The organism is Aeromonas sp. Y318-1 (assembly GCF_027706125.1).
Classification (GTDB): domain Bacteria; phylum Pseudomonadota; class Gammaproteobacteria; order Enterobacterales; family Aeromonadaceae; genus Aeromonas; species Aeromonas hydrophila.
Genome location: NZ_JAPDCM010000001.1, coordinates 552,155 through 569,673, shown reverse-complemented (window position 1 = coordinate 569,673; position 17,519 = coordinate 552,155). Strand labels below are relative to the sequence as shown.

General features: G+C 59.7%; 15 protein-coding genes and 1 tRNA gene. 3 read left to right on the top strand and 13 right to left on the bottom strand.

The features are described 5' to 3' along the window. Positions 1–4: 4 nt before the first annotated feature. From selA to OKB87_RS02405, 13 genes are all read right to left on the bottom strand, one after another. On the bottom strand, positions 5–1,441 hold the full coding sequence (gene selA, locus OKB87_RS02465) for an L-seryl-tRNA(Sec) selenium transferase (RefSeq protein ID WP_270826336.1): 1,437 nt from the start codon (positions 1,439–1,441) through the stop codon (positions 5–7). 269 nt (positions 1,442–1,710) lie between these two features. Further along, a tRNA-Sec gene (locus OKB87_RS02460) sits at positions 1,711–1,802 on the bottom strand. 213 nt (positions 1,803–2,015) lie between these two features. Then, positions 2,016–2,507, bottom strand: coding sequence for a hydrogenase maturation peptidase HycI (hycI, locus tag OKB87_RS02455; RefSeq protein ID WP_270826334.1), 492 nt, complete (start codon positions 2,505–2,507; stop codon positions 2,016–2,018). Then, positions 2,507–2,920 carry a formate hydrogenlyase maturation HycH family protein gene (locus OKB87_RS02450; RefSeq protein WP_005351509.1) on the bottom strand — a complete coding sequence of 138 codons (414 nt, stop codon included), beginning with the start codon at positions 2,918–2,920 and terminating at the stop codon, positions 2,507–2,509. Before OKB87_RS02450 ends, hycI begins: the two co-directional genes overlap by 1 nt. Beyond that, entirely contained in the window at positions 2,913–3,728 is an 816-nt protein-coding gene (locus tag OKB87_RS02445; RefSeq protein ID WP_005301886.1) for an NADH-quinone oxidoreductase subunit B family protein, read from the bottom strand. Before OKB87_RS02445 ends, OKB87_RS02450 begins: the two co-directional genes overlap by 8 nt. Further along, the gene (locus tag OKB87_RS02440; protein ID WP_270826333.1) at positions 3,728–4,294 is read right to left on the bottom strand and encodes a formate hydrogenlyase complex iron-sulfur subunit; all 567 of its coding nucleotides are present in this window, start codon (positions 4,292–4,294) and stop codon (positions 3,728–3,730) included. Before OKB87_RS02440 ends, OKB87_RS02445 begins: the two co-directional genes overlap by 1 nt. A 9-nt stretch (positions 4,295–4,303) precedes the next feature. Continuing rightward, a complete protein-coding gene (locus OKB87_RS02435) occupies positions 4,304–6,022 on the bottom strand; it encodes a hydrogenase large subunit (RefSeq protein ID WP_270826332.1) in 1,719 nt (572 codons plus the stop codon). A gap of 80 nt (positions 6,023–6,102) precedes the next feature. Then, positions 6,103–7,056 (bottom strand): respiratory chain complex I subunit 1 family protein, encoded by a 954-nt coding sequence (locus OKB87_RS02430; protein WP_270826331.1) that lies wholly within the window; start codon positions 7,054–7,056, stop codon positions 6,103–6,105. 1 nt (position 7,057) lies between these two features. After that, on the bottom strand, positions 7,058–8,929 hold the full coding sequence (gene hyfB, locus OKB87_RS02425) for a hydrogenase 4 subunit B (protein WP_270826330.1): 1,872 nt from the start codon (positions 8,927–8,929) through the stop codon (positions 7,058–7,060). Continuing rightward, complete coding sequence (locus OKB87_RS02420) at positions 8,929–9,594, bottom strand: 4Fe-4S dicluster domain-containing protein (protein WP_130632216.1); 666 nt, start codon at positions 9,592–9,594, stop codon at positions 8,929–8,931. Before OKB87_RS02420 ends, hyfB begins: the two co-directional genes overlap by 1 nt. Before the next feature lie 417 nt (positions 9,595–10,011). Next, a complete protein-coding gene (gene kup / locus OKB87_RS02415; protein ID WP_029302845.1) occupies positions 10,012–11,880 on the bottom strand; it encodes a low affinity potassium transporter Kup in 1,869 nt (622 codons plus the stop codon). A gap of 585 nt (positions 11,881–12,465) precedes the next feature. Then, on the bottom strand, positions 12,466–13,155 hold the full coding sequence (locus tag OKB87_RS02410; RefSeq protein ID WP_236766793.1) for a hypothetical protein: 690 nt from the start codon (positions 13,153–13,155) through the stop codon (positions 12,466–12,468). Positions 13,156–13,178: 23 nt separating this feature from the next. Continuing rightward, on the bottom strand, positions 13,179–13,556 hold the full coding sequence (locus OKB87_RS02405) for a DUF4236 domain-containing protein (protein WP_270826329.1): 378 nt from the start codon (positions 13,554–13,556) through the stop codon (positions 13,179–13,181). Between the two features lie 571 nt (positions 13,557–14,127). On the opposite strand from OKB87_RS02405, the gene OKB87_RS02400 reads away from it, so the two are divergent. The 3 genes from OKB87_RS02400 to OKB87_RS02390 all read left to right on the top strand — a co-directional run bounded on the left by OKB87_RS02400 (position 14,128) and on the right by OKB87_RS02390 (position 17,398). Beyond that, positions 14,128–14,727 (top strand): 4Fe-4S binding protein, encoded by a 600-nt coding sequence (locus tag OKB87_RS02400; protein WP_005301859.1) that lies wholly within the window; start codon positions 14,128–14,130, stop codon positions 14,725–14,727. 46 nt (positions 14,728–14,773) lie between these two features. Next, the gene (fdhF, locus tag OKB87_RS02395; protein ID WP_270826328.1) at positions 14,774–16,918 is read left to right on the top strand and encodes a formate dehydrogenase subunit alpha; all 2,145 of its coding nucleotides are present in this window, start codon (positions 14,774–14,776) and stop codon (positions 16,916–16,918) included. An 81-nt stretch (positions 16,919–16,999) separates the two neighbouring features. Continuing rightward, positions 17,000–17,398, top strand: coding sequence for a hypothetical protein (locus OKB87_RS02390; protein WP_257684884.1), 399 nt, complete (start codon positions 17,000–17,002; stop codon positions 17,396–17,398). The last annotated feature ends 121 nt before the right edge of the window (positions 17,399–17,519 follow it).

Sequence of the window (17,519 nt, the reverse complement as noted above, 5' to 3'; positions counted from 1 at the left end):
GGGATCAGGGCTCCTCGGTCGCATTTGTTGCATTGAACGGGGTGGGCAGCAGCAACTCCTTGAGTTGGGCGATCAACAGCGCCATCTCCGCCGGCAGCAGGGTGGCCATATTGAGCAGCACCTTCTGCTGGCGCACGGTGGCGATGACCGGCACCGGCAGTTCGCGCAGAGCGTCTAGCAGCTGCTGGGCCGGACGCGGGTCGGTGCACTCCAGCGCAGGCGCCGGATAGAACTCGTCCGGCAAGGTGCCGCCGCCCACCACCAGTTGGGCGGGAACCGGCACAAAGCAGCCGGGAAGGGCGGCCATCAGCTGGTCTGCTCTTGCCTGCATGGCGGCCGGGTTGCTTAAGACTTGCTGGGCGATGCCCTCGCCGACGGGAGATTTGTTGAGCTTGTGGATGAGCAGCCGTTCGAGCAGGGAGTAGACGATGCGGCTCGGGCGGAAGGTGCGCATCATGGGGTGTTTTTCCAGCCGCTTGATAAGGTCGCTGCGGCCGCTGATGATGCCCGATTGCGGGCCGCCCAAGAGCTTGTCGCCTGAGTAGCAGACCAGATCCGCCCCTGCCTTGATGTACTGGCGCACCGAGGTTTCATCCGGCGCAAACTCCTCGGTGGTCAAGCCGGAGCCCTGATCCACCGCCAGCACCACGTGCTCGGGCAGGGCGCGGGCCACCTCGCCGATATCGGGGGATTCGGTAAAGCCGCGAATGGCGAAATTGGATCTGTGAACCATCAGCACCAGCGCGGTCTGCTCCGTGATGGCATCCAGGTAATCCCGGGCTGTGGTGATATTGGTGGTGCCCACCTCCACCAGCTTGGCGCCGGAGAGCGCCAGAATGTCGGGAATGCGAAAGCCGCCGCCAATCTGGATCTGCTCGCCGCGCGAGACGATCACCTCGCGCCCCTTGGCCACCTCCTGCAGCAGCAAAAAGAGCGACGCGGCATTGTTGTTGACCACCAGCGAATCCTCGGCCTGGGTGAGGCAACGGAGCAGGGGGGCGATCAGCCCCTTGCGCCCGCCGCGCTTGCCGGTGGCGAGATCCAGCTCCAGATTGTTGTAACCGGTGTTGAGGTCGCGCACCTCGTCCCACAGATCGGCACTTAACGGCGAGCGCCCCAGATTTGTATGCACCAGGGTGCCGGTGGCGTTGATTACCCGGGTCTGACGCTGGCGCAGTTGCTGCTGGCAGCGCTTGGCAATCAGCGCTTCAAGGCGTTCAGCGGTGACTCCGTGCTGGCGAAACGTCTCACTCTGGCGCAGTTCGCTCAGGGTGTCGCGCACCGCCTGGGTCACCAGCGGGCGGCTCAGCGCCTCGATAAAACCGGCGAGAAAGGGTTGCTGCAGCAGCTGTTCCACTTGTGGCAAGCGGCGCTGGTTTGCTGGAGTCGCAGCATAAGAGGCGCTGGGGGCGAGGGAGGATACGTCAGACGGAGTTGGCATGGGATGACCCGGGCTGTGCGTGGGAGTGACATGCACGCCGCCTTGCCGGAGGAAGGCCGCTGCGACGCTGCTTATTTGCTGCTTTTAGCCATTCATGAATTAATTAAAAAGGCGAATGGATAAATTAATGTTTGAGCAGAAAAATAAGGGTGTCGGAGCGCATTCAGATTATATTGGCAATGCGACAGGCGCCTTGTTAGAACAATATGTGAAACAGTCGTCAACCAGCCTGAAACATAATTGACGGTTTCTATCCAATATATGAAATTTGGCGGAAGAGGCAGGAATCGAACCTGCCAAAGCCTTCTCGGCTCACATCGGTTTTGAAGACCGAGGAGGCCACCAGACCCCATCAACTTCCGTAACGGTCGCCATTTTGTGGCAAATTTCTGTGACTGGCAACGCTTTTTTTGTCATAAAAAAGCGAGAGTTAGCGATTTTTTGAAAAAATAAAAGAACCTTGTTTTATATCAAGTTCAGCACAATTAGCCCGATGTTTTTAATTTAACATCGGGCCTCGGTCACATTGCCGGAACCGTCGGTCAATAACGGCAGTTAACAACTCGCTAAATAATCACCGGCTGGCGTTGGCAATATTCCACTGATCCAGTTTATCTATTAACAGACCAGTGTCACTGGCGGCATCAAGATGCTGATATAGATAATCCATCGCCCCGCTCACCATCTCGGTCATCGGGAAGGAGAACGCCACGATGGCCGGTTGTACCCCGACAAAGATCACCTCGGGGACAAAGGTCTTGAGCTCGTCGATCAGGAAATTGAGCGGCATGTTGTGGGTGGAGAAGATAAACATCTCGGCGATGGTCTCGGGGGGGATCACCTGCAGGGTTCCCGCCTTCTCGCCGATCTCGGCGGCATCCACCAGCACCACCCGCTCCGGTTGCAGCTCCCGCACCTTGTAGACCACATTTTCTGGCGCGATGCCGCCGTCGATATGGATCCAGCCGGGCAGGGGGGCGGCTTGCAGCTTGTCGGAGAGATAGGGGCCGGCACCGTCGTCCCCCATCATGGCATTGCCCACGGTCAACACGAGATTGCAGCCCATCAGCGGCTCCTTACCATCAGGTACATATGGGGGTCGTTAAAGAGGGCGGTGAGCTGATCCATAAAGGTATTGGTCCAGCCCAGCTCCTGCTCATCGAGCAGATTGTCGGCTTTGCGCAGTCGGTCGAAGGCGCAGGCCAGCATATGGCAGTGCTCGCGATAGATGGTGATCTCGCCAAAGGTGAGAAACCCCTCCATCTTGCGGCGCGCTTCGCTCCCCTCTGGCAGCTTGGCTACCCAGTCGCGATAACCGGTCAGCGAGCAGACCAGGTCTGCTCGCAGGCAATCGACAATGCCGAGGTGATGGCCGATGGCGAGGCTGTAGTACATCACCTCCCTGGCCTCTTCCGGCACGTCGAACTGCTCGTCGACGAACTTGCGCGAGAGGCGATAGAAGAAAACCTCGTCAGCCATGCACCGCCTCTCCCTTGCCGGCCGCTCGGTTGAGGCAGGCGTTTGCGAGGTTGTTGACGATCTCCGCCAGGCGCGGATCGTCGTGCTGATCGAGGTAGCTCTGGATGCGCAGATCCACATCCTGCTGGGTCGCCCCTTCGAGCAGGGCCATAAACTCGTCGGCGATGATCCGCCCCTGACGATAACCGGCCATGCGGCGCGCCTCGCGTTCGATCATCACCCGAATTTCGTTGGGGATGCCGGTGTGGCGCAGCTCGACCCGCTCACCCGGTTGCACCTCGTGGCTGGTGGCTTTGAGTTTTTGCTCAAGCAGGCCGAGCGCCACCGCAAAGCCGTAGATGGTAGCCGCCGGTGTCGGAGGGCAGCCGGGGATATAGACATCCACCGGCACGATCTTGTCGGTGCCGCCCCAGACGCAGTAGAGGTCGTGGAAGATGCCACCGTCACAGCCACAGGCGCCGTAGGCGATGCAGATCTTGGGATCGGGCGCCGCCTCGTAGGCGCGCAGGGCCGGCACCCGCATCGCCCGGGTCACCGCGCCGGTAAAGAGCAGGATGTCGGCGTGGCGCGGGGAGGCGACCACCTTGATGCCGAAGCGCTCGGCATCGAACAGCGGGGTGATGGTGGCGAAGATCTCGATCTCGCAGGCGTTGCAGCCGCCGCAATCGACCCGGTAGACATAGGCCGAGCGGCGAATGTCCTTGAGCAGGGTCTTCTTGAGTTTGGTGATCTCGGGATCCTGTGCCAGCGGCACGGCGCGGGTATGGGCATGGCCGACAACCGGTTCTATGCCTTTGATCTTGCTCATCACATCAACTCCTTTTGTGCAGCTATCGGTGTGATCAGGGCCGAGTCAGGCTGGCTCAGCATGCTCTGTTTTCGTTTGCAGTCGGGGCAGTGGTGCAGCCGCTCTGGAGGCGCAAGCGGCTTGGCATCGCGAGCGAGCGGTGTGCCTGCCTGCTTGAGGGTGTCCTCCACCAGCGCCACCAGCTTGCTCGGGGCAAAGTAGGTGCCGCACAGGGTGCAGGAGGCCAGCGCGAAGCGGGCCTCCTCATAGAGATCTGCCTTGTTGGTCACCGCCAGCTCGAACTCGGGTGAGAGCGCGATGGCGCGGGTCGGGCAGACCTCCTCGCAGCGGCCGCAGAAGATGCAGCGCGCCATGGAGATCTCCCAGCGGCGCTCGCCGGTCTCCATGTCCACTTCCATCACCAGCGCGTTGGCCGGGCAGGCCTTGGTGCAGGCGGCGCAGGCGATGCACTGATCCGCCTGATATTTCGGTTTGCCGCGAAAATCCCGGTTCACCTCATAAGGGGCGAAGGGGTACTTGGCGGTCGGGGTGCCAGCCTTGAGGATGGTCTTGAACAGCTTGATCATGATGACCCCTTATTTCAGCGGAGAGTGCTTGCGATCGATGCCGTAGCGCTCGATCTCCTTGTAGGAGACCACGGTGGACTTGCCCTTCTTGGGGTCGACCAGAGTAACCCGGTCGGTACAGGAGTAGCAGGGATCCAGACTGCCGATGATGAGCGGCGCATCCGCCACGGTATTGCCGCGCAGCATGTAGCGCAGGGCGGGCCAGTTGGCGTAGGTGGCGGCGCGGCAGCGCCAGCGGAACAGCTTCTGGTTGTCCCCGGTCATGCTCCAGTGGACGTTCTCGCCGCGCGGCGCTTCGGTAAAGCCCAGCGCAAACTTGCCCGGCTGGTAGGTGAAGCCTTCGGTGAGCAGTGGCCCTTCCGGCAGGTGCTCCAGGCCAAACTCAATCATGTCGAGGGAGTCGTAGAGCTCGTGGATCCGTACCAGTACCCGGGATTGCACGTCGCAACCCGCCTTGGTCTGGATCTCCATCGGCAGCTCGCGGTAGCCGGCAAAGTCGTGGACCCGGCGCACGTCGCGCTTGAAGCCGCTCGCCCGCACCATGGGGCCGACGCAGCTGAAATCGCGGGCAATCTGCGGCTCGAGCTTGCCGATACCGATGAGGCGGGAAGAGATGTTGGCGGTATCCAGCAGCATGGCCACCAGGGGTTTGAGCTCATCACGGAGCTCGCGCACCAGCTGGGCACCCTTGATGCGATCTTCCTTGAAGATGTCGCGGCGTACCCCGCCAATCAGGTTGAGGCCGTAGGTCTTGCGGGCGCCGGTCAGCAGCTCGGCCAGGGTCATGGATTTCTCCCGCACCCGGAAGAACTGCATGAAACCGGTGTCGAAACCGGTGAAGTGGCTCGACAGGCCGATGTTGAGGATATGGCTGTGCAGGCGCTCCACCTCCAGCAGCACGGCACGGATCATCTTGGCCCGCTCCGGCACCGGAATACCCATGGCGTTCTCTACCGAGGTGGTGTAGGCGACGCTGTGGGTAAAACCGCAGATGCCGCAGACCCGGTCGGTCAGAAACGCCACTTCGTTGTAGCCCATGCGGGTTTCCGCCAGCTTCTCCATGCCGCGATGGACATAGAAGAGGCGGTAGTCGGCATCGATGATGTCTTCCCCGTCGACGAACAGACGAAAGTGGCCCGGTTCGTCCGAGGTGATGTGCAGCGGGCCGACCGGCACGATGCGGTTGGCATCACTGCCGAGCTCATTGACGAAGGGGTAGGTCTCGGTGTCGGTGGTGGGCATCGGGCGCTGGCGATAATCCATGGCGTCCTTGCGCAGGGGGTGGATATCCTCCGGCCAGTCGTCCGGCAACACCAGACGGCGTTCGTCCGGCAGACCGATGGCGCGCAGGCCGTACATGTCGCGGATCTCCCGCTCGCCCCACACCGCCGCCGGAATGGTCGGGGTGATGGAGGGGTACTCCTGGGTATCGGCATCCACCAGCACCCGGACTGTGATCCAGCACTTGGTGTCACCTTCCATGGAGAAGACGTGGTAGACGGCGAAGTGGCCGTTGAGGCTGCGCTCGTCATTGGCAAAGGAGAGCGGAAGCCAGCCCCCCAGCTGATGGAAGATCAGGCTGGCGGTCTCGACCAGACTGGTGGGCTTGACGGTGATGGTGGCCTGATCGGCGGTTTGCCACTCCTCGTCGACGATGGCGTGGGGCAGTTGTGCTCGCACCTGCTGGATGTAGTCGCAGCCGATGCGATCCGAAATGGCGATGGTCATGCAGTTCTCACTTTAATGTTCGGGAATGAGCATTCACAAATGATGAAATCGGAAAAAGTTGCTGTGCTGGCGGGCATGACTCAGACCCCGACCAGATAGGCGAGCAGCGCCAGCAGGGCCAGCCCCAACCCATAGCGAGTGAGCCTGTGGGTGCGCACGAACTGGGTACGGGCCATGGCGTTTTCGATGATGCCAGCCAGCAAAAAGGCCACCAGCAGCTTGCAGGCGAGGATCAGCGCCGCGCCGATGAGTGCCGGCAGACTCCAGTTAGCCGCCTTGCCGAAGGGCAGGAAAATCACCAGAAAGAGCTGCACCACCACCAGCTGCTTGAGGCCCATGCTGAGCTTGAGCAGGGCCAGCCCCGCACCGGAGTACTCGGTGAGCGGCCCCTCTTGCAGCTCCTGCTCGGCTTCGGCGCAGTCAAAGGGCAGCTTGCCCATCTCGACAAACACCGCGAAGGCGCAGGCGGCACCGGCCAGCAGGGTGGCGATGGGCGCGGCCAGTGGCTGGGTCGCCACATAGCTGCTGATATTGCCCAGATCCGAGCTGCCCACCATCATCGCCATGATGAAGCAGGCGAGCACCAGAATGGGCTCCACCAGAATGCCGAGGGTCAGTTCGCGGCGGGCCCCGATCCCTGCAAACATGCTGCCGCTGTCGAGACCCGAGAGCGAAAAGAAGAAGCGGAAGATGGCGAACAGATAGATGTCGGTGATGAGATCCCCGGCGATGGGGAAGGGGGACTCATGAGTCAGGGTCGGCAGCGCCATCCCCACCAGCAAGAGGGCGGCAATGAGCAGCGCAGGGATCAGATTGAAGATGATGCCGGCAGGCTCAGGGGTCACCTCCTGGCGGCGCAGGAGCTTGGCGATATCACGGTAATCCTGCAGCAGGCCCGGTCCCTGACGGGAGTGCATCTTGGCCCGCAGCACCCGGTTGAAACCGGTGGCGAGCGGCGCCAGCGCCAGCATGGCGATGGCCTGGGTCAGGGCGAGGGCGACCATGCCCCAGCTCGGCATTTCAAGAACAGGCATATCAGACTCCTACAGCCATCAGGATAAAGAGCGCCAGAACAATGGCGTGCAGCAGCCAGCCGGTTGTCCCGCTGGTATCGCTCACCCCGTGCAGGGCGCTGGCCAGATCGAGCTGCGGCTGCTTGCGATAGAGCGGCGCGCAGAGCTGGCGCAATGTGTGGGTGACACCGCCAGAGGTGAGGCTCATGCGCTCCTCATAGGCGTAACCGCAGGCCCATGGCGTGCCAGCATGACGACGACCGAGCTTGGGCCCCTTGAAGATGGCCAGTACCAGCAGCGGGATGAGGAACAGACCCAGCAAGGTGATGGCGATAACGGGCGGGGAGAGGATCGCTTGTGAGCTGTCGAGTGGCAGCAGGGTGGCGCCGGTGGCGACACTCATCTGGCTGGCAACGAGTGCCTGGCCATAGCTGGCGATATGGGGGGCAATCCAGGGGGCGCCCAGACCCAGCACCAGACAGACACCGGCCAGCAGCAGGGTGCCTGCCACCATGGCGCCCGGCACTTCGCGGGCGTGGCTCGCCTTCTCGCTGCGCGGGGCGCCGCAGAAGCAGATGCCGTACACCTTGACGAAACACATCACCGCCATGGCGCCGGTTACCGCCAGCATCACTACCGCGAGCGGCGCAACGACGGAGGTGCCGAGTTTGGTCATGGAAAGGAGCGACTGATAGATAAACCACTCGCTGACAAAGCCGTTGAGCGGCGGCAGCGCCGAAATGGCCATGGCACCTATGAGGAACGCCAGTGCAGTCCAGGGCATCAGCTTGGCCAGGCCCCCCATCTTGTCCATGTCGCGGGTGTGCAGGCGGAACATCACCGAGCCGGTGCCCATAAAGAGCAGGCTCTTGAAGATGGCGTGGTTGAGCAGGTGATAGAGGGCGCCGAGCAGCCCCAGCACCACCAGTGGCGGTTGCTGGTTGGCGATGCCGATCATGCCGATGCCCATTCCCATCAGGATGATGCCGATGTTCTCCACCGTGTGGTAGGCGAGCAGCCGCTTGAGATCGTGCTCGGCCAGTGCAAACAGTACCCCGAGCACCGCCGAGCAGGCACCGAAGATCAGCACCACATAGCCCCACCAGAGCTGGCTGGCGCCGAGAAAATCGATGCTGACCCGCAAGATGCCAAAGAGACCCAGCTTGACCATGACGCCAGACATCAGCGCCGAGATATGGGACGGCGCAACGGGCTCGGCCACCGGCAACCAGCCGTGCAGCGGCACGAAACCGGCGCGCAGGCCAAAGCCGCAGAAGCTGAGCAGAAACACCAGCGAGGCCAAACCCCCCGCCAGATGGTGCTCGCGCAGCGCGGCGAACTCCAGCGAGCCGCTTTCGCGGCAGAGCAGCCAGAAGGCGATCAGCACCAGCGCCATGCCGATATGGTTCATCACCAAGTAAAGCCGGCTCTGTTTGGCGGCCTCCGGGTTGGTCTTGACCAGCCAGTAGGTGGTGAGGGTCACCAGCTCGTAGCAGAGCAAGAAACCGAGCGCGTTGTCGGCCAGCACCATGCCCACCATGGCAAAGAGGAAGAGGTTCATCAGCGCGCCGATGGCCACATCTCCCTTGCCCTGATATTCGCGGATATAGGCAAAGGAGTAGAGCGCGACGGCAACGCCGACCGTGCTGATCACCAGCAGCATCAGCGCGGCCAGCATATCGAGGTGCACCGAGCCCAGCAGCCAGAGCTGGCCTTCGACGGTAGCGCCTTGGGCAAAGATCTGGATGGCGGCGACCAGGCCCGCGAGCGAGCCCAGCAGGGCAAAGCCGCTATTGAGGCGGTTGGCCAGTGCGGGCAGTTTTTGCAGCAGCAAACCGGCGGCGGCGCCCAGCAAAAAGAGCAGGAGCGCGGCCATAACAAGGGGGGACAACATCAGCACGCTCCCTCTGTGGTGGATAGATCGGATGCAGGGAGCGCCGTGGCGGGCGCCGAGAAGGCAGAGGCCCCTTGCGGGTTGGTGTCGGCCGCTTGCTGGCGACGGATACGGGCGGCGCGCTCGGTGTCGCCGTCATTGACCAGCTTCAATGCCTGGGAGGGGCAGGCATCGACACAGGCTGGGCCGTCGGCGCGAAATTCGCACAGGTCGCACTTGACGGCGATGCTGCGCACGCCCGGCTCCCAGCTCAGCAGATCCTCGCCAAAGCAGCGCAGGCCGGCAGAGGTGGAGGGGTTGCTGGAGCGGATGGAGCTGGGAATATAGGTGTCGTAACTGGTGGCCATGGCCACCGGACGGCTGCCGCCGCTCTGGATGGCGCCAAAGGGGCAGGCCACGGCGCAGAGGTTGCAGCCGATGCAGAGCGATTCGTTGAGTTGCACGCAATCGCCGGTCTGGCGAATTGCCTCGACCGGGCACACCTTGCTGCAGGGAGCATCGTCACAGTGACGGCACTGAACCGGCATGGTCGCCTGCTCGTGTCGCATAACGGTTAAACGGGGGGCTTGTTGCAAACCTTGCGCCTTGTGTACCTCGCTGCAGGCCGCCATACAGGTGCCACAGCCGATACAAAGCTTGGGGTCAGCGATAACGAAGCGGTTCATAGCCTACCTTGTCGTGTCGCGAACGGAGAAAGTAGGGGCAGGTTGGCAAGATACGGGCCAGCTTGGTTTTGCCTGGCTGGATGAGTGTAAGCGCTTGTTTTTAAATGACTTTAAAAACCGCACCGACGGGTGTCGAGGGCTTGTCCCACTGTCGAACCGTGACGTTCGTCACTTGTGACGAAGCCGCCGGGAGGGTTCGTCACCTTGGAAAACTCAGCATGAGTAGGGTGCAAAGAACGAAGTGAATTGCACCGCTATCAAAATATGTTCTACGGTGGGATGTCTGTGGGGGTCGCCGTGGTGTGCTCCCTTCGCCCCTCGGGGGAGAAGGGCCGGGGATGAGGGGCGGCCATCGGGGTTAACGGAAAAGAAGAGGGAGGCCAATGCCTCCCTCTCTCTTTAGCGCAACTCACGCCATCAGATATCCACCTGGGATCCCAGCTCGATGACCCGGTTGGGCGGGATCTCGAACTGATCCGGCGCGCGCAGGGCGTTGCGCTGCAGCAGCATAAAGAGCTTGCCGCGCAGGTAGAGATACCAGGGGCGCTCCTTCATGATCAGCGACTCGTGGGCCATGAAGAAGGAGGTCTCCATCATCCGGCAGCTCAGCCCCTCGGCGTTGCAGCGGTGGAAGATCTCCTCCACGTTGGGGGTCTCGCGCCAGCCGTAGCTGGCCACCACCCGCCAGAAGGTGGGGGAGAGCTGCTCGATGCAGACCCGGCGCACGTTGTGAACGTAGGGCACCTCTTCCACCCGCAGGGTGAGCAGGATGATCCGCTCGTGCAGCACCTTGTTGTGCTTGAGGTTGTGCAGGAGCGCGTGTGGGATCACGTTGACCACCCGCGACATATAGACAGCCGTGCCGGCCACCCTGGTCGGCGGGGACTTTTCCAGCGAGGCGATCATCGGCTCCAGCGAGTTGCCGTGCTCGTTGAGGCGGCGAATAAGCTGAAAGCGCTCGCTCTTCCAGCTGGTCATCACGGTGAACATCACCGCGCCCAGGGTGAGCGGCAACCAGCCGCCGGAGAAGATCTTGGCGAGGTTGGCGGCAAACAGCGGCACGTCGATGGCCAGCAGCGCGATAAACAGGGCGGCCACCAGGTACTTGTTCCAGTGCCAGCTGTGGCGAGCCACCGAGCAGGAGAGGATGGAGGTCAGCACCATGGTGCCAGTGACGGCGATGCCGTAGGCCGCCGCCAGGTTGCTGGAGTGCTCGAAGCTCATGATGACGATCACCACCGAGATATAGAGCATCCAGTTGATGACCGGAATATAGATCTGGCCGGACTCCTGCTCGGAGGTGTGCACGATGCGGATGGGTGAGAGATAACCGAGCCGCACCGCCTGCCGGGTGAGCGAGAAGACCCCGGAGATCACCGCCTGCGAGGCGATCACCGTGGCCAGGGTCGCCAGCAGCAGCAATGGCAGCAGTGCCCATTTCGGGGCGAGCAGGAAGAAGGGGTTGGTGATGGCTTCGGGATGGGCCAGCAGCAGCGCCCCCTGGCCGAAGTAGTTGAGCACCAAAGAGGGCAACACCACCATAAACCAGGCGCGCCGGATCGGGCTCTTGCCAAAATGGCCCATGTCGGCGTAGAGCGCCTCCACCCCTGTGATGGCCAGCACCACGGCGCCGAGAGCAAAGAAGGAGGCGGTCTGGTACTTGGCAAAGAAGCGCAGCGCCCAGATTGGGTTGAGCGCCCCCAGCACTTCGGGGTGCTGGAAGATGCTGTTCAGACCCAGCACCGCCAGGGTGATGAACCAGGTGAGCATGATGGGGGCGAACAGCTTGCCCACGGTGGCGGTGCCGTGTTTCTGGATGGCGAACAGCAGGGTCAGCACCAGCACCGAGAGCGGCACTATATAGGGGTCGAGGGAGGGGGCGGCGATGTTCAAGCCCTCGATGGCCGACATCACCGACATGGCCGGGGTGATCACCACTTCGCCATAGAAGAAGCTGCCGCCAATCAGCCCCAGGATGATCAGCAAGGGGGTCCACTTGGCCGGGGTGTTGCGGGTGGCCAGCGACATCAGGGTGAGGATGCCCCCTTCGCCGGCGTTGTCGGCCCGCATCACGAAGGAGAGGTACTTGACCGAGACCACTAGGATCAGCAGCCAGAAGATCAGTGAAAGAAAGCCCAGGATGGAGGCGGGCTCTACCCCGAAACCGAACTGGCCGGAGAGGCACTCGCGCAGGGTATAGAGCGGGCTGGTGCCGATGTCGCCATAGACCACGCCGATCGCCGCCAGCGTAACGCCGGACAGGGCTTGTTTGTGATTACCGTTCATGAAGTTGTCTGTCAGTTTGATGGTGACGATTGGCCAGCACGGGCCGCCCCCGTCTATCGGGCGTGCGGCAGGTGCCGCAGGAACGCATTAATGGATTGCGATGGGAAAGGGAGCTAACTGGATATAAAGAGGCTCATCATGGGACACAGTCTGTTCATCTGCCGTTAAGGGTATAATGACACACCCGTCGTGGGTTTATGCTCAGGTATAAATAATCAAAAAGGGGTGGCTAACGAAATTATTAATTGGCCGTTGATTGAAATACCCCGTCCAGACCCTGGCAAGTGATTGTTTTAGCTGGCTATCCATTTTTGCCAGCGTTTTGCATCAAGCTGGCTAAGAAATAAACGATAAAATGCTGACCAATAAAGAGGGGCTCTGGCAGTAAAAGAGAGGGGGTAAGGCTGCAATGGAGTCTTTATTTATCAAGAGACAGCAAGTAGGGTGCAATGAACGAAGTGAATTGCATCGCTAATTAAAAATGCAGGAGGTGCAATGCGCTGCGATTATGCACTCTGCGGTACTACGGCGCTAATAGATAAAAAGCGATTCTCTGTGACCAATAGGTCTCAAAAATTAATGTTTTTATGTTTCCTTTGGCAGGCTGGTTGCTAGAGCAGAAAGTGCATTTTTAAAGTCCTCAGCAGGGCCACGTTTAGATAATTGAACTAATTCATTAAGACCTGTAGAACTGGTAAACGTCATTTCTTGATATAAACAAATTGGTAGCTCATGATTGTTTTTGAATCTGCGGTCAGGTCCACCAGATTTATTTACATATTTCCATGTCTTATCAACAATCAATGCATCGCTTGGAACGGTTTCATCTTCAATAAACCGTCTATCACGTACCGTCACAAGGAGTGTTTGATAGCTTACAGCCCCAACCCCTGCAGCATCGTAAATCAGTACTCGGTCAGGAAAGAAATGCAAAGTCTGACGACCAACGGCAAGTGAGACAGTTTTTACATTCGTTTGTAAATACGGCGGCTCAGAGATCTGAATTGTTGTTGTTTTGCGGTCTACTAAATTGCTGGCACCCGCATGGTATTTTTTATCAAGGACCTTGCCAGAGGCCGATATGTGCCAAGCTTTTCTACATTTCTCCAAGCGTTCAGCTGCTTGGAACAGTTTGTTATATGTAGTCTCCATTTCTGGTTCAAAGTCATAGAACAACACAGTGGTCTTAGTTAGCATATCTCGTGTATGAGATACCCAAGTGAAAAATAAACCTAATACTAACGTGGAAAGTACAATCCACTCTGGTAGATCCATGCCATTCAATAAATATGTAGACCCTAAGGACGCAATGAAAACGATTGGCCATATCCTAGATTTTTTCGCTTATCATTTAGCTCGTTGAGTAACTCAGATGAAGATGAATCAACGATCTGTGTGACATGTGCAGAATCAATTTCCTTTAGCGGTTCGTGAGTGAGAGCATGGGGATTACTTGTAACTTGCTGGCTTTTATCTTTAATTGGATCACTTTCAGATGGAGAACTAGCAATAGTTGAACGATAGTAAATATTTTTCGTGCCAATTCTGACATAGTTTCCCCTGGGGCCTGTTCCAATTTTTAGGCCTTTAATACCAGCAGAAACACCTAGCCCAGATTTTGATAGATTGAAACGAAAAGGGCCAACAGCAATGCTCTTCCTTAAATAAATCCCCATGTTTACTCCGATGTAAAAATGCCCTGCTTAAAGGTTCGTGCGAGGAAATGTTCATTGCAGAGCTGGTTGCCATATGGGTCATCTTATCTGGTCGAGTAAAAAACTGAAGAGGGAGGCGATAGAAACCGGATCTTGCTCAACAAATGGGTCAATAAAGGGTAGTTTTGTTCTTTTTCTGACTAATACCTTTCAAATAGGAAAATTAAACATTTTAGCCGCCGTACAGCTCTCTCTAGGCCTGCTAACACTGCCTTGCTCCCTGTTACTGCCATGCTACCAATGTGTCGTCGGCAGGTCGGCTCCTCGATGGGGAAGAGGCTTCTCAGCCAGTGTCGACCTCGTCACTTTTGTCATGTCGAGCAGGGAGCTGGCCCCTTCGTCACCCTCGTCACCAGCGGCTAATACTGCCTTCGTCATCCAGATTACCCTTTTATTATCATATGCTTGTGATTTTATGACGGGCCATCTGCCCGTGTTGGTCTGATAAATGCTTTGTGGGGGCAGACCGCGTTGTCGCCTGCCAGGTGGGTGAGGGCGGTCGGGTGTAACGAACCATTTAGGATCCCTCTCTATGAACAGCTTCGTGATTGCAGATCCCAGTCTCTGTATTGGGTGTCGTACCTGTGAGGTGGCCTGCGCCGTTTCACACCAGTCAGGGTCCTGCAGCGGGACCCTTGAGCGGGAGGGCGGCCTGCATCTTGCCATCGAGGATGGACATCTGGTCTCCAAGGACAGCCATTTTCAGCCGCGCCTGAAGGTGATCGTGGGTAGCAAGGTGACCACGCCGGTGCTCTGCCGCCAGTGTGAAGACAAGCCGTGCGCCATGGCCTGCCCCAACAACGCCATTGTCACCGAGGATGGTTGCGTCAAGGTGCTGCAGGCGCGCTGCATCGGCTGCAAGTCCTGCGTGGTGGCCTGTCCTTACGGCGCCATGGCGGTGGTGGTGAAAGAGGTGGCCCCCACGGCCGATTCGCTCTTCAAGCGGCCGCAGACCAAGGCGCAGGCGCTCAAGTGCGATCTCTGCCAGCACCGCGAGGCGGGCCCGGCCTGTGTCGAAGTGTGCCCGACCCAGGCGCTGCGGCTGGTCACGCCGGCCCACCTTGACACCCTGAACCGGCAGAAGCAGCTGGCCAGCGCCGAGGCCCTGCTGGCGATGCCAGCACGGGTGTGAGCGGGCTTGCCGAGCCGTTTATCGTTAACAAACAAGAGTGTGAGTCATGAAAAAAGTCATTACCGTGTGCCCTTATTGCGGCACCGGTTGCAAAATCAACCTGCTGGTTGAAAACGACAAGGTGGTGGGGGCCGAAGGCGCCAACGGCCGGACCAACGAGGGGCAACTCTGCCTCAAGGGCTATTACGGTTGGGATTTCTTGAACGACACCAACCTGCTGACCCCCCGTCTCAAGAGCCCGATGATCCGCCGCGAGCGCGGTGGCAAGCTCGAAGCCGTCTCCTGGGACGAAGCGATCGAGTTCGCCAGTAGCCGTCTCTCGGCCATCAAGGCGAAATATGGCCCGGACGCCATCATGACCACCGGCTCTGCCCGTGGCCCTGGCAATGAAGCCAACTATGTGATGCAGAAATTTGCCCGTGCGGTGATTGGGACGAACAACGTCGATCACTGCGCGAGGGTGTGACACGCACCCTCAGTCTCCGGTCTGGAGACAACTGTAGGCAACGGCGCCATGAGCAACGCCATTCCCGAAATTCAAGAGACCAAGTGCCTGCTGGTGTTTGGTTACAACGCTGCTGACTCTCACCCCATCGTCGCCCGCCATATCCTCAAGGCGAAGGCAAACGGGGCCAAGGTGATTGTGTGTGATCCGCGTATGGTGGAGACCGCCCGCATCGCCGATCAGTGGCTGCCGCTCAAAAACGGTTCCAACATGGCGCTGGTCAACGCCTTCGCCAACGTGTTGATCGATGAAGGGCTCTACAACAAGGAGTTCGTCGCCAACTACACCGAAGGGTTCGACACCTTCAAGGCCACGGTGGCCAAGTACACCCCGGAATACGTGGAGGGGATCACCGGCCTCAAGGCCGCCGATATCCGCGCCGCCATTCGCACCTATGCCGCATCGCCTGCTTCCATGATCCTGTGGGGCATGGGGGTGACCCAGTACGGTCAGGCGGTGGACGTGGTCAAGGGGCTCGCGGGTATTGCGCTTTTGACCGGCAACTTCGGTCGCCGTGGCACCGGCTGCGGGCCGGTACGCGGGCAGAACAACGTGCAGGGCACCTGCGACATGGGGATGCTGCCGCACCAGTTCCCGGGCTATCAGTCGGTGAGCGATCCCGCCATCAGCGCCAAGTTTGCCAAGGCGTGGGGGGTGGATGCGCTCTCCCAGAAACCGGGTTATCGGCTGACGGAGCTTGGTCACAAGGTGGAGGAGGGCAAGTGCAAGGCCTTCTACATCTTCGGGGAAGATCCGGCCCAGACCGAGGCCGATCTCGGTCAGTTCCGCCGTACCCTGGCGGGGATGGAGCTGGTGATCGTGCAGGATATCTTCATGACCCAGACCGCCGAGATGGCCGACGTCATTCTGCCCGCCACCAGTTGGGGCGAGCACGAGGGGGTCTACAGCTCGGCGGATCGCGGCTTCCAGCGCTTCTACAAGGCGGTGACGCCGCCGGACAACGTGAAGCCGGACTGGGCCATCTTCTCGCTGATGGCGACCGCCATGGGGTATCCCATGGAGTATCGCGATACCCAACAGATCTGGGACGAGCTGCGCGGACTCTGCCCGCTCTACGCCGGGGTCAGCTATGACAAGATGGCCGATCTCAAGAGCGTGCAGTGGCCCTGTCCGACCGAGGATCACCCGGGCACCAGCACCCTGTTCGAGGGGAATGTGTTTACCACCCCGAGCGGCAAGGGCCAGCTGATTGCCTCCGAGTGGCGGCCGCCGCTGGAGCAGCCCTGTGCCGAGTACCCGCTGGTGCTCTCCACCGTGCGCGAGGTAGGTCACTACTCCTGCCGCTCCATGACCGGCAACTGCTCGGCGCTGCAGACCCTGGCCGATGAGCCTGGCTATGTGCAGATCCACCCGAGCGATGCCAAGAAGCTCGGGGTGAAGGATCAGGCGCTGGTCTGGATCTCGTCGCGTCGTGGCAAGGTGATCACTCGGGCCAACTACAACGAGCGGGTCAACGCCGGGGTGGTCTACATGACCTACCAGTGGTGGATCGGGGCCTGTAACGAGCTCACCATCGAGCACGTGGACCCCGTCTCCTACACGCCGGAGTACAAGTACTGCGCAGTGAAAATTGAGCGTATCGAGGATCAGCCCGGGGCGGAAGTGTACGTCCAGACTGAATACAGCGCGCTCAAGGCGAAATTGCGCAGCGCCGCCAAAGGGTAATCGTCGTTAATAAAGTGGATCCAGGCTCTGTATACAGGGCCCGGATCCGCTCATCCTTTTTTCAGCTGGCAGGTGTCCATCATGAAAAATGAATTAAATCTTTCGTTCGGGATCTTTTATGTCTCCGCTTATTTGCTGGTGATGTTGTTAGGGATTGGGTGTTTTCTATGGCACGACGAATTGATATTTCTGCTGGGGTTTGCCTTCTTCGGCTGTTTTATCGCCGCGCGCATCGCCATGAGCGCCGTGCTGGCGGCATTGAGCGTGCAGGCGGCCTGGCTCATCGCCTTTCTCTCCACCACCCTGGTCAACGGCCTGCTGGCGGGCGTGCTGGGGCTCGGGGTCTACCTCACCCATCGGGTGGTGTCGGTAGAAATAGCTGACAATATCAGTGGGTTATTGCTGGGGCTTCAGCTCTTTTCGGCCGCCTTCATCTTCGGCGGACTGAAGCTGCACAACTACCGGCTGCTCTCCTCATGAGCCTGCGACAGCGGCAACAGGGGCAGAGGATGGGCCAGTTGGCGGCGATATGCGGCGAATGACGGCGATAGTGACGCCATATTTGGGCGCGGCGGGAAATATCCGCTGACGGAGCTGTAAT

Bases quoted from the DNA above. Each gene is read 5' to 3' on its own strand.
- selA (WP_270826336.1), bottom strand. From the start codon at position 1,441: ATGCCAACTCCGTCTGACGTATCCTCCCTCGCCCCCAGCGCCTCTTAT.
- hycI (WP_270826334.1), bottom strand. From the start codon at position 2,507: ATGGGCTGCAATCTCGTGTTGACCGTGGGCAATGCCATGATGGGGGAC.
- OKB87_RS02450 (WP_005351509.1), bottom strand. From the start codon at position 2,920: ATGGCTGACGAGGTTTTCTTCTATCGCCTCTCGCGCAAGTTCGTCGAC.
- OKB87_RS02445 (WP_005301886.1), bottom strand. From the start codon at position 3,728: ATGAGCAAGATCAAAGGCATAGAACCGGTTGTCGGCCATGCCCATACC.
- OKB87_RS02440 (WP_270826333.1), bottom strand. From the start codon at position 4,294: ATGATCAAGCTGTTCAAGACCATCCTCAAGGCTGGCACCCCGACCGCC.
- OKB87_RS02435 (WP_270826332.1), bottom strand. From the start codon at position 6,022: ATGACCATCGCCATTTCGGATCGCATCGGCTGCGACTACATCCAGCAG.
- OKB87_RS02430 (WP_270826331.1), bottom strand. From the start codon at position 7,056: ATGCCTGTTCTTGAAATGCCGAGCTGGGGCATGGTCGCCCTCGCCCTG.
- hyfB (WP_270826330.1), bottom strand. From the start codon at position 8,929: ATGTTGTCCCCCCTTGTTATGGCCGCGCTCCTGCTCTTTTTGCTGGGC.
- OKB87_RS02420 (WP_130632216.1), bottom strand. From the start codon at position 9,594: ATGAACCGCTTCGTTATCGCTGACCCCAAGCTTTGTATCGGCTGTGGC.
- kup (WP_029302845.1), bottom strand. From the start codon at position 11,880: ATGAACGGTAATCACAAACAAGCCCTGTCCGGCGTTACGCTGGCGGCG.
- OKB87_RS02410 (WP_236766793.1), bottom strand. From the start codon at position 13,155: ATGGATCTACCAGAGTGGATTGTACTTTCCACGTTAGTATTAGGTTTA.
- OKB87_RS02405 (WP_270826329.1), bottom strand. From the start codon at position 13,556: ATGGGGATTTATTTAAGGAAGAGCATTGCTGTTGGCCCTTTTCGTTTC.
- OKB87_RS02400 (WP_005301859.1), top strand. From the start codon at position 14,128: ATGAACAGCTTCGTGATTGCAGATCCCAGTCTCTGTATTGGGTGTCGT.
- OKB87_RS02390 (WP_257684884.1), top strand. From the start codon at position 17,000: ATGAAAAATGAATTAAATCTTTCGTTCGGGATCTTTTATGTCTCCGCT.